12 protein-coding genes are annotated in these 13,404 nt (G+C 71.1%); all 12 read left to right on the top strand.

Annotation, left to right across the window (positions count from 1 at the left end; all coding sequences use genetic code 11):
- Window positions 1–94: 94 nt before the first annotated feature.
- Window positions 95–1,258, top strand: a complete 1,164-nt coding sequence (gene ftsZ / locus M3666_RS07650; RefSeq protein WP_066653758.1) for a cell division protein FtsZ — start codon at window positions 95–97, stop codon at window positions 1,256–1,258.
- 8 nt (window positions 1,259–1,266) lie between these two features.
- Window positions 1,267–1,986 (top strand): YggS family pyridoxal phosphate-dependent enzyme, encoded by a 720-nt coding sequence (locus M3666_RS07655; protein ID WP_251154938.1) that lies wholly within the window; start codon window positions 1,267–1,269, stop codon window positions 1,984–1,986.
- 43 nt (window positions 1,987–2,029) lie between these two features.
- The gene (locus tag M3666_RS07660; protein ID WP_251154939.1) at window positions 2,030–2,617 is read left to right on the top strand and encodes a cell division protein SepF; all 588 of its coding nucleotides are present in this window, start codon (window positions 2,030–2,032) and stop codon (window positions 2,615–2,617) included.
- A gap of 73 nt (window positions 2,618–2,690) precedes the next feature.
- The gene (locus M3666_RS07665) at window positions 2,691–2,987 is read left to right on the top strand and encodes a YggT family protein (RefSeq protein WP_235426555.1); all 297 of its coding nucleotides are present in this window, start codon (window positions 2,691–2,693) and stop codon (window positions 2,985–2,987) included.
- Window positions 2,988–3,171: 184 nt separating this feature from the next.
- Entirely contained in the window at window positions 3,172–3,867 is a 696-nt protein-coding gene (locus M3666_RS07670; protein WP_066653770.1) for a DivIVA domain-containing protein, read from the top strand.
- 2 nt (window positions 3,868–3,869) lie between these two features.
- Complete coding sequence (gene lspA, locus M3666_RS07675) at window positions 3,870–4,538, top strand: signal peptidase II (RefSeq protein WP_251154940.1); 669 nt, start codon at window positions 3,870–3,872, stop codon at window positions 4,536–4,538.
- Complete coding sequence (locus tag M3666_RS07680; RefSeq protein WP_066653773.1) at window positions 4,535–5,464, top strand: RluA family pseudouridine synthase; 930 nt, start codon at window positions 4,535–4,537, stop codon at window positions 5,462–5,464. Before lspA ends, M3666_RS07680 begins: the two co-directional genes overlap by 4 nt.
- Before the next feature lie 466 nt (window positions 5,465–5,930).
- Window positions 5,931–9,413: a DNA polymerase III subunit alpha gene (gene dnaE, locus M3666_RS07685; protein WP_066658059.1), complete on the top strand. Its 3,483-nt coding sequence runs from the start codon at window positions 5,931–5,933 to the stop codon at window positions 9,411–9,413.
- Window positions 9,414–9,423: 10 nt separating this feature from the next.
- On the top strand, window positions 9,424–10,248 hold the full coding sequence (locus tag M3666_RS07690; RefSeq protein WP_251154941.1) for a hypothetical protein: 825 nt from the start codon (window positions 9,424–9,426) through the stop codon (window positions 10,246–10,248).
- Entirely contained in the window at window positions 10,248–11,558 is a 1,311-nt protein-coding gene (hisD, locus tag M3666_RS07695; protein ID WP_251154942.1) for a histidinol dehydrogenase, read from the top strand. The genes M3666_RS07690 and hisD overlap by 1 nt, the downstream gene beginning before the upstream one ends.
- A gap of 72 nt (window positions 11,559–11,630) precedes the next feature.
- Window positions 11,631–12,128, top strand: coding sequence for a transcriptional regulator NrdR (gene nrdR, locus M3666_RS07700; RefSeq protein ID WP_066653777.1), 498 nt, complete (start codon window positions 11,631–11,633; stop codon window positions 12,126–12,128).
- A gap of 65 nt (window positions 12,129–12,193) precedes the next feature.
- Window positions 12,194–13,201 carry a quinone-dependent dihydroorotate dehydrogenase gene (locus M3666_RS07705; protein WP_066658063.1) on the top strand — a complete coding sequence of 336 codons (1,008 nt, stop codon included), beginning with the start codon at window positions 12,194–12,196 and terminating at the stop codon, window positions 13,199–13,201.
- The last annotated feature ends 203 nt before the right edge of the window (window positions 13,202–13,404 follow it).

The raw sequence follows: 13,404 nt of genomic DNA on the forward strand, positions 1-13,404 counted from the left end.
AGCGCACCCGTAGCGTCGTGGAAGCACCGCAACTACCAGCATTGCCCCTGAACTTCAAGTAGAGGTTGAGGGTTCGACCGGAGGCCCGACTGACGTGACCACGAACCACAACTACCTCGCCGTCATCAAGGTCGTCGGTGTCGGCGGCGGCGGCGTGAACGCCGTGAACCGCATGATCGAGCTGGGCCTCCGTGGGGTCGAGTTCATCGCGATCAACACCGACGCGCAGGCGCTGCTGCTCAGCGACGCCGACGTCAAGCTCGACGTCGGTCGTGAGATCACCCGGGGCCTCGGCGCCGGCGCGGACCCCGAGGTCGGCCGTCGCGCCGCCGAGGACCACGCCGAGGAGATCGAGGAGGCCCTCGCGGGCGCCGACATGGTCTTCGTCACCGCGGGTGAGGGCGGCGGTACCGGCACCGGCGGTGCGCCCGTCGTCGCACGGATCGCGAAGTCGATCGGTGCGCTCACCATCGGCGTCGTCACGAAGCCGTTCAGCTTCGAGGGCAAGCGTCGGCAGTCCCAGGCCGAGAACGGCGTCGCCGGACTCAAGGACGAGGTCGACACGCTCATCGTCGTGCCGAACGACCGCCTGCTCGAGATCAGCGACCGTGGCATCTCGATGGTCGAGGCCTTCGCGACCGCCGACCAGGTGCTGCTCGCGGGTGTCCAGGGCATCACCGACCTCATCACCACCCCTGGTCTCATCAACCTCGACTTCGCGGACGTCAAGAGCGTCATGCAGGGTGCCGGTTCGGCCCTCATGGGCATCGGCTCGTCCCGCGGGGCGGACCGTGCGATCAAGGCGGCCGAGCTCGCCGTCGCGTCGCCGCTGCTCGAGGCCTCGATCGACGGCGCGCACGGTGTGCTCCTGTCGATACAGGGTGGGTCGAACCTCGGCATCTTCGAGATCAACGACGCCGCCCGCCTGGTGCAGGAGGCCGTCCACCCCGAGGCCAACATCATCTTCGGTGCCGTCATCGACGACACCCTCGGCGACGAGGTCCGCGTGACCGTCATCGCCGCGGGCTTCGACGGCGGCGAGCCGGGCGCGCAGCAGAAGGAGCGTCGCTCCAGCTGGGTCGAGGCGGACTCCGGCACGTCGTCCGCGGCGTCGTCGGCCGGCACCGGCGCGATCGAGGACACCGCGACCAGCGCGCCGTCCTGGTCGACGCAGGAGCACGAGGCGCCCGTGCGTCGTGCCGCCGACCCGGCGTTCGACGACGACGACGAGCTCGACGTCCCCGACTTCCTGAAGTAAGCCGACCCATGGCAGGTGATGCGCGCCTCCAGACCGTCGACCGTGACGGACTGGAGGCGCGTCTCGCGTCCGTCCGCGCGTCCGTCGCCGACGCCGCCCGGTCCGCCGGGCGCTCGGCCGACGACCTCACGCTCGTCGTCGTGACGAAGTACCACCCGGCGTCGCTGGTCCGCGAGCTCGCCGCATTCGGGGTCACCGACGTGGGGGAGAACCGGCACCAGGAGGCGCAGGCCAAGGCCGCCGAGCTGGCCGACCTCGACCTGACGTGGCACTTCGTCGGGCAGCTGCAGTCGAAGAAGGCGCGGCAGGTGCGCCGCTACGCCGACGTCGTGCAGTCGCTCGACCGCGACTCCGTCGTCGATGCCTTCGCGCCGACCGAGACCGAGCCGGATCCCCGGGTGGTCGACGGTTTCGTGCAGGTCAACCTGACCGACGACCCCGATCGTGGTGGCGTCCACCCGGACGCGGTCGAGGCGATGGTCGAACGGGTCCTGCGCACCGGGACGATCCGACTCCGCGGCGTGATGGCGGTCGCGCCCCTCGACGAGGAGCCCCGACGGGCCTTCGCGCGGCTCCGCGACGTCTCCGACCGGGTCGCGGCGATCGCCCCCGACGCGACCGACATCTCGGCCGGCATGAGCGGGGACCACGCCGAGGCGATCGCGGAGGGCGCGACACACCTGCGGATCGGGACCGCAATCACGGGAAACCGGCCGGCCGCGCCCTAGCCTCGTTGCAGGGCACCCACGAGCACCGACCTCCGGAGGAACCATGGCGAACCCGCTCAAGAAGACGATGGTCTACCTCGGCCTCGCCGACGAGGAACTGTACGAGGACGAGCAGCAGCAGCAGGCCGCGCCGACGCGCCAGGCCGCCGCCCCTGCCGCGGCTCCCGCTGCAGCTCCGGCCGCTCAGGCTCCGGCCGCCGCTGCGCCCGCAGCCGCTGCCCCGGCGGCAGCAGCTCCCGCAGCGGTCCCCGCCGAGCCCAAGACGCACACCCACCAGCGCGGCGCCCAGGTCACCCCGCTCCGCCGCTCGCACACGACCGCACAGAAGGCGACCCCGGTCCAGGAAATGAACGAGATCCTCACCGTCCACCCGCGCGAGTACAAGGACGCCCAGTCCATCGCCGAGAGCTTCCGCGACGGCATCCCCGTCATCATCAACCTCTCGCAGATGACCGAGTCGGACGCCCGCCGCATGATCGACTTCGCGTCGGGCCTGTCGCTCGGCCTGTACGGCAAGATCGAGCGCGTGACCAACAAGGTCTTCCTGCTGTCGCCGGCCCACGTCGCGGTGAGCGGTGAGCCCGCTGAGGTAGAGTCCGACATCGAGGCGTCCTTCTTCGCCCAGTCCTGAGCCGTACCCCGGTTCACCCCGCCCCGTGCGGTCGCCCTGACAGCGGACGCACCCGAGCCGAGCGAGCCCCATCGTGTCCGTGGTCTTCGGGATCCTCTCCTTCGCCCTCCTGCTCTACTTCTTCGTGATGTGGGGTCGGTTCGCGTTCGACATCGTCCAGGCGTACAACCGGTCCTGGCGTCCTCGTGGCGCCCTGCTCGTGGTCGCCGACGTGGTGTACACGCTGACCGATCCGCCCATCAGGTTCGTCCGACGCCTGCTCCCGCCGCTCCGACTGGGGCCGGTGGCGCTCGACTTCGGGTGGACGATCGTCATGCTCGTCGTGATCATCCTCCGGGTGATCGTCGGCGGTCTCGCACGCGGGTTCTGAGCCCGCGCCCACCGCGACACGCGCCACGCCGCGACGAACGTCGCGGTTCCCCTCCGGCCGCGGTGTACGGTGGTCGGGATCGATGTCCGCTCCGGCGGGCATCCGCACCGCTCGTGGTGGCTGGTAGATTCGGTCGCGACGCAAGTGGTTCCACACGTTCAGCAGTTCTATTGAGGTGACGGCAATGGCTTTGACGCCGGAAGACGTAGTCAACAAGCGGTTCCAGCCGACGAAGTTCCGCGAGGGCTACGACCAGGACGAGGTCGACGACTTCCTGGACGAGGTCGTCGTCGAGCTCCGCCGCCTGACGGCCGAGAACGACGAGCTCCGCCAGCGCCTGCAGGCCGCCGAGTCGGCGCCGAAGCCGGCCGCCGCCGAGCAGTCCGTCGAGCAGCAGCCCGAGTCGACCCCCGAGCCCGAGCCGGCCCCCGTCGCCGCTGCTCCGGAGCCCGCGCCGGTCGCCGCCGCTGCTCCGGCGCCGTCGACCGTCCCGGCCGACGAGGACACCGAGGGCACCACGAACCTCCTCACGCTCGCTCGTCGTCTGCACGAGGAGCACGTCCGCGAGGGCATCGAGAAGCGCGACGCGCTCATCGCCGAGGGCACCGCGCAGGCAGCTCGCCTGGTCTCCGAGGCCGAGGCCAAGCAGCGCCAGATCATCGCCGACACCGAGAACACCAACCGCCAGCGCGTCGCCGTGCTCGAGGGCGAGCAGCGTCAGCTCGAGGGCAAGATCGACGAGCTCCGCACGTTCGAGCGCGACTACCGTGCGCAGCTCAAGAGCTACATCCAGGGTCAGCTCGCCGAGCTCGACGGGTCCGGCTCGCAGGAGTCCGGCCTCACCCCCGCGCCGGCATCGGCGCAGGGCTTCGGCAACTGACGTTGGTCCGACCAGCACCAACGGCGAAGGTCAGTGTCCGCGCGATCGCGGCACTGGCCTTCGCCGCTGTCGTCGTGGTGGCGCTCGACCAGGGCGTGAAGGCGCTCGTCGTCGCGCACCTGCCGTACGGACAGGTGGTCCCCGTCCTCGGTGACGCGCTCCAGCTGCTCTACGTCCGGAACCCCGGTGCCGCGTTCTCCTTCGCGGTGAACATGACCTGGGTGTTCTCGATCGTGTCGACCGCGGTCGTCGTCGGCATCATCGTGTTCGCCCGTCGCATCCGGTCCATGTGGTGGGCGATCGTGCTCGGCATGCTCCTCGGCGGGGCGCTCGGCAACCTGCTCGACCGGCTCTTCCGCGAACCGGGCTTCGGCCGCGGTCACGTGGTGGACTTCATCTCGACGCCGTGGATGATGCCGGCGATCTACAACATCGCCGACTCGTTCATCTGCGTGAGCATGGTCGTCTTCGTCCTGCTCGTCATCGTCGGCGTGAACCTCGACGGCACCCGTGCCCTCTCGGCGAAGCAGCAGCGCGCTGCGGAGGGGGCGGCCCGCTCCTCGGTCGCCGACGGGGCGGAGCCGTCCCGCGCCTCCCGTCCGGTGGTGGCGGAGCCCGACCCGCGCGCGCCGCGCGACGGTCGTGACGTCCTCGGGCACGACGCGACGTGAGCGAGCAGCGTTCCCTGCCCGTGCCCGACGGCCTCGCCGGCGAGCGGGTCGACGCGGCCATCGCGAAGCTCCTCGGGTTCTCGCGATCGTTCGCGGCCGAGGTCGTCGCGGCCGGCGGCGTCCGCGTGGACGGCGTCGAGGTCGGCAAGTCCGACCGGCTGCACGCCGACTCCTGGCTCGAGGTCGAGTGGTCCCCGAAGGAGCCCCCGCGCATCGTGCCGGTCGAGGTCCCGGGCATGCGGGTCGTGCACGACGACGAGGACATCGTCGTCGTCGACAAGCCGATCGGCGTCGCCGCGCACCCGTCGCCCGGGTGGGACGGGCCGACGGTGCCCGGCGGGCTCGCCGCGGCCGGCTTCACCATCGCGACGTCCGGCGCCGCCGAGCGGGCGGGGATCGTGCACCGGCTCGACGTCGGGACGTCGGGCCTGATGGTCGTCGCGAAGACGGAGCTCGCGTACACGCACCTCAAGCGGGCGTTCAAGGAGCGCACCGTCGAGAAGGTCTACCACGCGCTGGCGCAGGGGCATCCTGATCCGACCTCGGGGACCATCGACGCACCCATCGGACGGCACCCGTCGAGCGACTGGAAGTTCGCGGTCACGGCTGACGGCAAGCCGAGCGTGACGCACTACGAGACGCTCGAGGCGTTCCGGTCGGCAAGCCTGCTCGAGGTGCACCTGGAGACCGGGCGGACGCACCAGATCCGCGTGCACATGGCGGCGACGAAGCACCCGCTCGTCGGCGACACGATGTACGGCGCCGACCCGGTGCTGGCGTCCGAGCTCGGGTTGACGCGGCAGTGGCTCGACGCGGTGCGACTCGGGTTCGAGCACCCGCGGACGGGCGCGTGGGTGGAGTTCCGGGCCGAGTACCCGGACGACCTGCAGCAGGCGCTCGACCGCATCCGCGCCGCCTCGGCGTAGGCCGGCGGCGGCGCGGGCGGGCGCGCCGAGCGGGCCAGATCTGTCGCGCTCGGTGCCCTCGCCCGACGTGTTCGGCCCGCTCGGCGGAACACGCGCGGCGTGTCCTGCCCGCTCGGGCGGGGCCAGCGCGGCGCGCGTCGGGACGGGAGGCGCGTGGCGGGCCCGCCGCAAGCCTCCCGTCCGCCGTCGGGTGGCGTCCCGCGTCGGGTTCCGAGCGGGCCAGATCTGTCGCGCTCGGTGCCCTCGCCCGACGTGTTCGGCCCGCCCGGCGGAACACGCGCGGCGTGTCCTGCCCGCTCGCGGTGCGGCACCGCCGGACGCCGGTCGGCGGGCACGCCGGACACGCGGGGGACGTCGGTGCCGGCGGTTAGAGTTGTCCCGCCCCGCAGCAGTCCCCGTCGAAACCGGAGGTCCCGTGTCGGATTCCGACTCCTTCGTCCACCTGCACGTGCACAGCGAGTACTCGATGCTCGACGGCGCCGCCCGGCTGAGCGACCTGGTCGCCGAGACCGCCGCGCAGGGCATGCCGGCCGTCGCGGTCACCGACCACGGCAACATGTTCGGCGCGTTCGAGTTCTGGAAGGCCGCGAAGGCCGGTGGCGTCAAGCCGATCATCGGCACCGAGGCGTACATCACGCCGCGGACCCACCGGTCGGACAAGACCCGCATCCGCTGGGGTGACGGCGGCGGTGACGACGTGTCCGGCTCGGGTGCGTACACCCACATGACGATGTTCGCCGAGAACACGACGGGCATGCACAACCTGTTCCGCCTGTCGAGCCGGGCATCGATCGAGGGGTACTACTTCAAGCCCCGCATGGACATCGAGCTCCTCGACCAGTACCACGAGGGGATCATCGCGACGACGGGCTGCCCCTCGGGCGAGATCCAGACGCGCCTGCGCCTCGGGCAGTACGACGAGGCGCTCAAGGCGGCGGCGGACTACCGCGACATCTTCGGCAAGGACAACTACTTCGCCGAGATCATGGACCACGGCCTCGAGATCGAACGCCGGGTCATCGAGGACGTCGTCCGCATCTCGAAGGACCTCGGCATCCCGCTGGTCGGCACGAACGACCTGCACTACACGCACTCCCACGACGCGAAGTCGCACGCAGCGTTGCTCTGCGTGCAGTCCGGGTCGACGCTCAACGACCCGAACCGCTTCAAGTTCGACGCCGACGAGTTCTACCTCAAGACGCCGCAGCAGATGCGCCACGTCTTCCGCGACCACCCCGAGGCCTGCGACAACACCCTCCTCATCGCCGAGCGGTGCAACGTCGAGTTCGACACCGCCGCGAACTACATGCCGAAGTTCCCGGTGCCCGAGGGTGAGACCGAGCACTCCTGGTTCGAGAAGGAGGTCGCGAAGGGGCTGCAGTACCGGTACCCGGGCGGCATCTCGAAGGAGGTCCAGGACCGTGCCGACTACGAGGTCGGGATCATCAACCAGATGGGCTTCCCGGGCTACTTCCTGGTGGTCGCGGACTTCATCAACTGGTCGAAGAACAACGGCATCCGCGTCGGTCCGGGCCGAGGGTCCGGTGCCGGCTCGATGGTGGCGTACGCGATGCGCATCACCGACCTCGACCCGATCCGGCACGGCCTGATCTTCGAGCGCTTCCTCAACCCGGACCGCGTCTCCATGCCCGACTTCGACGTCGACTTCGACGACCGGCGCCGCGGTGAGGCGATCAAGTACGTCACCGAGAAGTACGGGTCCGAGCGCGTCGCGCAGATCGTCACCTACGGCACGATCAAGGCGAAGCAGGCGCTCAAGGACTCCTCGCGGGTCCTCGGCTTCCCGTTCGGCATGGGCGAGAAGCTCACCAAGGCGATGCCGCCGCCCGTGATGGGCAAGGACATCCCGCTCACCGGGATCTTCGACAAGGACCACCCGCGGTACAAGGAAGCGGTCGACGTCCGGACGGTCGTCGAGACCGATCCCGAGGCGAAGACCGTCTTCGACACGGCGCTCGGGCTCGAGGGCCTGAAGCGGCAGTGGGGCGTGCACGCCGCCGGTGTGATCATGTCGAGCGAACCGCTCATCGACATCATCCCGGTGATGAAGCGCGAGCAGGACGGCCAGATCGTCACGCAGTTCGACTACCCGGCAGCGGAGTCGCTCGGCCTGATCAAGATGGACTTCCTGGGCCTCCGGAACCTGACGATCATCAGCGACGCCCTCGACAACATCAAGACGAACCGTGGGATCGAGCTCGACCTCGAGACCATGGGCCTCGAGGACGACGCCGCGTACCAGCTCCTCCAGCGCGGCGACACCCTCGGCGTCTTCCAGCTCGACGGCGGCCCGATGCGCGGCCTGCTCCGGCTCATGAAGCCGGACAACTTCGAGGACATCTCCGCGCTCATCGCCCTGTACCGCCCCGGCCCCATGGGTGCGAACTCGCACACGAACTACGCGCTCCGCAAGAACGGCGAGCAACCGATCACACCGATCCACCCGGAGCTCGAGGAGCCCCTGCAGGACATCATCGGCACGACCTACGGCCTGATCATCTACCAGGAGCAGGTCATGGCCATCGCGCAGAAGGTCGCGGGCTTCTCGCTCGGACAGGCGGACATCCTCCGCCGCGCGATGGGCAAGAAGAAGAAGTCCGAGCTGGACAAGCAGTACGCCGGCTTCGAGAAGGGCATGCAGGACAACGGCTACTCGGCCGCGGCGATCAAGACGCTGTGGGACATCCTGCTGCCGTTCTCCGACTACGCCTTCAACAAGGCGCACTCGGCGGCGTACGGCGTGGTGTCGTTCTGGACCGCCTACCTCAAGGCCCACTACCCGGCGGAGTACATGGCGGCGCTGCTGACCAGCGTCGGCGACGCCCGCGACAAGCTCGCGCTGTACCTGAACGAGTGCCGCCGCATGGGCATCCGGGTGATGCCGCCGGACGTCAACGAGTCGATCGGCTTCTTCGCCGCCGTCGGTGACGACATCCGCTTCGGCATGGGCGCCATCCGCAACGTCGGCTTCAACGTGGTCGACGACATCGTGAAGGCGCGCACCGAGAAGGGCGCGTTCGAGTCCTTCCACGACTTCCTGCGGAAGATCCCGATCTCGTCGGCCAACAAGCGGACGGTCGAGTCGCTCATCAAGGCGGGTGCCTTCGACGAGTTCGGTGACACCCGGCGTGCGCTCGTCGAGATCCACGAGGGCGCGGTCGAGGGCGCGGTGAAGGTCAAGCGCGACGAGGCCAACGGCAACATCGGTTTCGACTTCGACTCGCTCTTCGCCGAGGTGGCCGAGGAGACCCCCGCTGCAGCGCCGGTGTCCCAGGTGCCGGACCGCCCGGAGTGGGCGAAGCGCGACAAGCTCGCCTTCGAGCGGGACATGCTCGGGCTGTACGTGTCGGACCACCCGCTCGCCGGTCTCGAGATCGAGCTCGCGAAGCACCAGTCGATCACCATCGCCGACCTCATCGCCGCAGACGACGGCATCGAGGGCGAGACGGTCACGGTCGCCGGGCTCCTGACGAGCGTGCAGCACCGGGTCGCGAAGTCGAGCGGCAACCCGTACGGCATCGTCCAGATCGAGGACTTCGGCGGCGAGATCGGCGTCATGTTCCTCGGCAAGACGTACCAGGAGTTCGGTCCGTCCCTGGTGGCGGACTCGATCGTCGTCCTGCGCGGCCGGGTCAACGTGCGTGACGACGGCAAGGCGCTGCACGCCGTGAGCATGTTCCAGCCGAACGTCGGCGACGCGATGGGGTCCGGCCCGTTGACCCTGTCCCTGCCGGAACGCCGGGCGACGACCTCGACGGTGACCGAGCTGGCCGCGGTGCTCGGCCGGCACCAGGGGGAGACCGAGGTCCGCCTCAAGCTGCTCAAGGACGACGTCGCGCGGACCTTCGAGCTGCCGTTCCCGGTCAGCCTGACGCCCGACCTGTTCGGCGAGCTGAAGAGCCTGCTCGGACCGCGCTGCCTGGTCTGAGGCGGTCGACGTGATCGTTCCCGGAGCACCGCGGCCGTCGGCCGTGGTGCTCCGGGCGTTCGGAGCGGGGGAGCGGCGCCCGCTGCTGCTGCCCGGCGGGCAGGGCACGACGTGGCGCGCGGGCGGGATCGTCCTGCGGCCGCACGGGGACGCCCGGGAAGCCCGGTGGCGGTCCGCCACGCTGGCCCGCCTCGCGCACTCCGACCGCTTCCGCGCGCCGCGTCCCGTGGCGTCGGCCGACGGGTCCTGGCTCGTCGGCGGGTGGGAGGCATGGGAGTGGCTGCCGGGCGCGACCGACCCGAGCCGCGTCGACGAGGTCCTCGCCGCCGGCGATGCCTTCCACCGAGCGGTCGCCCACCTGCCCCGCCCGGCGTTCCTCGACCTCGTCGACGACCCGTGGAGTCGGGCGGACCGGATGGTCTGGGCCGGGACGCTGCGGCCGTCGGGGCCGCTGCTCGACCGGCTCGCTGCGGCGTTCCGGCCGGTCCGAGCGCCGTCGCAGGTCGTGCACCGTGACCTGCTCGGCAACGTGCTCTTCGCCGCCGGGGAGCCACCAGCCGTCTTCGACTGGGCACCCTCGTGGCGCCCGGCCGGGTACGCCTCTGCGATCGCCGTCGTCGACGCGGTCTGCTGGCACGGGGTCCCCGTCGAGCGGCTGCCGGCGCTCGGGCAGCTCGCCGCGGTGTCCGACTGGCCACAGCTGCTCGTCCGGGCGCTGGCGTTCCGCGTCCTCGTCCTGCACGTGCTCGGGGTGTGGGACGACGACCACGCCGAGCGGCACCGCCCCCTCGCGACGGCGATCCTGTCGGGTGCCGCCGGTACGCTTGACGCCTGATGATGCAGCGAATCGACCTCCGCGCCGGACTGCCCGCCCGTGCCGACCTCCTCCGCCTGATGCCCCGCGCCGTCGGTGACGTCTCGCACGCCGTCGACGCCGCCCGCGACCTCGTGGACGCGGTCCGGCAAGACGGGGCAGCCGCGCTCCGCGAGCAGGCGGAGCGGTTCGACGGAGGAGCCCCCGAGCACGTCCGGGTCCCCGCCGCCGAGATCGCCGCGGCCGTCGCCGGCCTGACGCCGGAGCTGCGCGAGGCCCTGGACGAGGCCATCCGCCGCGTCCGTGCTGCGAGCGCTGCCCAGGTCCCGGCTGCGTCGGTCACGTGCCTGGCCGACGGCGCCGAGGTCCACCAGGGATGGCAGCCGATGCGTCGCGTCGGGCTCTACGTGCCGGGCGGCAAGGCCGTCTACCCCTCGAGCGTCGTGATGAACGTGGTCCCCGCGCAGGTCGCGGGCGTCGGGTCGATCGCCCTCGTCTCGCCGCCGCAGCGCGACCACGGCGGGCGCGTCCACCCGACGATCCTCGCCGCGGCCGGACTGCTCGGCATCGACGAGGTCTACGCGATGGGCGGGGCCGGTGCGGTCGGTGCGCTGGCGTACGGCGTCGCCGAGATCGGCCTCGAGCCGGTCGACCTGGTCACCGGTCCGGGCAACAACTTCGTCGCAGCGGCCAAGCGCCTGGTGCGCGGGGTCGTGGGCATCGACTCCGAGGCCGGCGCGACCGAGATCCTCGTCATCGCCGACGACACCGCGGACCCCGGCTACGTCGCCGCCGACCTGGTGAGCCAGGCCGAGCACGACGAGCAGGCCGGCAGCGTCCTGGTGACCACCTCGGCCGCGTTCGCCGACGCGGTCGAGGCCGCGATCCCGGAACGGGTGGCGGCGCTGGGGACGGCTGCGCGCCTCCAGACCGCACTCGACGGCCCGCAGTCCGCGATCGTGCTCGTCGATTCGCTGGCCGACGCGGCGACCGTCAGCAACGCGTACGGGCCTGAGCACCTGGAGATCCAGACGGCGGACGACGACGCCGTGCTGGCGGACATCGACGCGGCGGGAGCCGTCTTCGTGGGGCCGAGCACCCCGGTGAGCCTCGGCGACTACCTCGCCGGGTCGAACCACGTGCTGCCGACCGGTGGACAGGCACGGTTCGGGTCCGGACTGTCGGCCTCGACGTTCCTCCGACCGCAGCAGGTCATCCGCTACACGTCCGCCGCGCTGGCCGAGGTCGCGCCGCACATCGTGGCGCTCGCGACCGAGGAACAGCTGCCCGGTCACGGTGCCGCGGTGACGGAACGCACCGGGCGGTCCTGAGCGCCGCCGATCGTCCACAGGGTCGTCACCGCGCCCTGTGGGCGTCGTCGAGCCGATAGCCTGGGACACGACATGTTCTGCCCCTTCTGCCGCCACCCGGACTCCCGCGTCGTCGACTCCCGCACGAGCGACGACGGCACCTCGATCCGTCGCCGACGCCAGTGCCCGAACTGCGGGCGCCGGTTCTCGACGACGGAGACCGCGTCGTTGAACGTCGTGAAGCGCAACGGCGTGACCGAGCCGTTCAGCCGCGACAAGATCGTCTCCGGTGTGCGCAAGGCGTGCCAGGGACGCCCGGTGACCGACGGTGACCTCGCCGTGCTCGCACAGCGCGTCGAGGAGACCGTGCGCTCGTCGGGGTCCAGCCAGATCGACGCGAACGACATCGGTCTCGCCATCCTGCCGCCGCTGCGCGAGCTCGACGAGGTGGCGTTCCTGCGGTTCGCGAGCGTCTACCAGGCCTTCGACACGCTCGAGGACTTCGAGGACGCGATCGCGCAGCTGCGCCGTGACCACCACGCAGCCGGGGCCGCAGCGTCCGGCGGTGCCGGCTCGGGCAGCAGCGCGTGAGCGGGGTCGCGGAGCGCCTCGTCCGGAACGGGTACGCGGTCGTCTTCCGGACGGTGTTCGCCAACATGGACCCGGAGCGCGCACACCACGTCGCGTTCGCCGTGATCCGCGCACTGCCGAGGGTGCCGTTCCTGAACGGCACGGTGGAGCGCTACGCCAGGCCAGCAGCTGCCGACGGGATCACGACGATGGGGATCCACTTCCCCTCGCGCTTCGGTCTCGCGGCCGGCTTCGACAAGGACGCCAAGGGCATCGCCGGACTCGGGCTGCTCGGGTTCGGGCACGTCGAGGTCGGCACGATCACCGCGAAGGCGCAGCCCGGCAACGACAAGCCCCGGCTCTTCCGGCTCATCCGCGACAGGGCGCTCGTCAACCGGATGGGGTTCAACAACCACGGTGCCGCCAGGGCTGCACGGCGGCTCGAACGGGCACGACGGCACCCGGGTCGCCCGGTCATCGGAGTCAACATCGGCAAGAGCCGGGTCGTCGCGGTCGAGGACGCGGTCGACGACTACCTCGAGTCGACGCGCCTGCTCGCCCCGTTCGCGGACTACCTCGCGGTCAACGTCAGCTCGCCGAACACGCCCGGTCTCCGCGGGCTGCAGGAGGCCGACCAGCTCCGACCCCTGCTGACGGCCGTCCGCGACGCTGCGGGGCGGACCCCGGTGCTCGTGAAGATCGCCCCGGACCTGACCGACGAGCAGATCGATGCGATCGCCGGGCTCGCGGTGGACCTCGGACTCGCCGGCATCATCGCCAACAACACGACGATCGCCCGCACCGGGCTGACCACGCCGGACGCCGAGGTCGAGGCCATGGGTGCCGGCGGCCTGTCGGGTGCCCCGATCGCCGTTCGGTCGCTCGAGGTGCTGCGTCGGGTCCGTGCCGCGGTGCCGCAGGACTTCTGCGTCGTCGCCGTCGGGGGAGTCACGAGCGAGCAGGACGTGCAGGACCGCATCGACGCGGGCGCCACGCTCGTGCAGGGGTACACGGCGTTCCTCTACGAGGGGCCGACCTGGGCGATGCGCATCAACCGGCTGCGGCGTCGGCGGCTGCGGCGCGCAGCGCGGTAGCGGCAGGCGGCACTCGCTCTGCGCCGACCGTGGTGTCGGTGCTCCGCACACGGCCCACTGCCCGTCGGGCTGTTCGTCGGTCCGCCGGTTGGCCGGCCCGCCGGTTCGCCCACTCTCGTCGCAGGACCCGCCGCCCGCTGCCGCTCTCGTCGCACGACCTGCCGCTCATGTTCGCTCGGTGCGGCATGTCCTGCGACTGGAAG

The sequence above is a fragment of the Curtobacterium sp. ODYSSEY 48 V2 genome (assembly GCF_023712625.1).
Lineage (GTDB): Bacteria > Actinomycetota > Actinomycetes > Actinomycetales > Microbacteriaceae > Curtobacterium.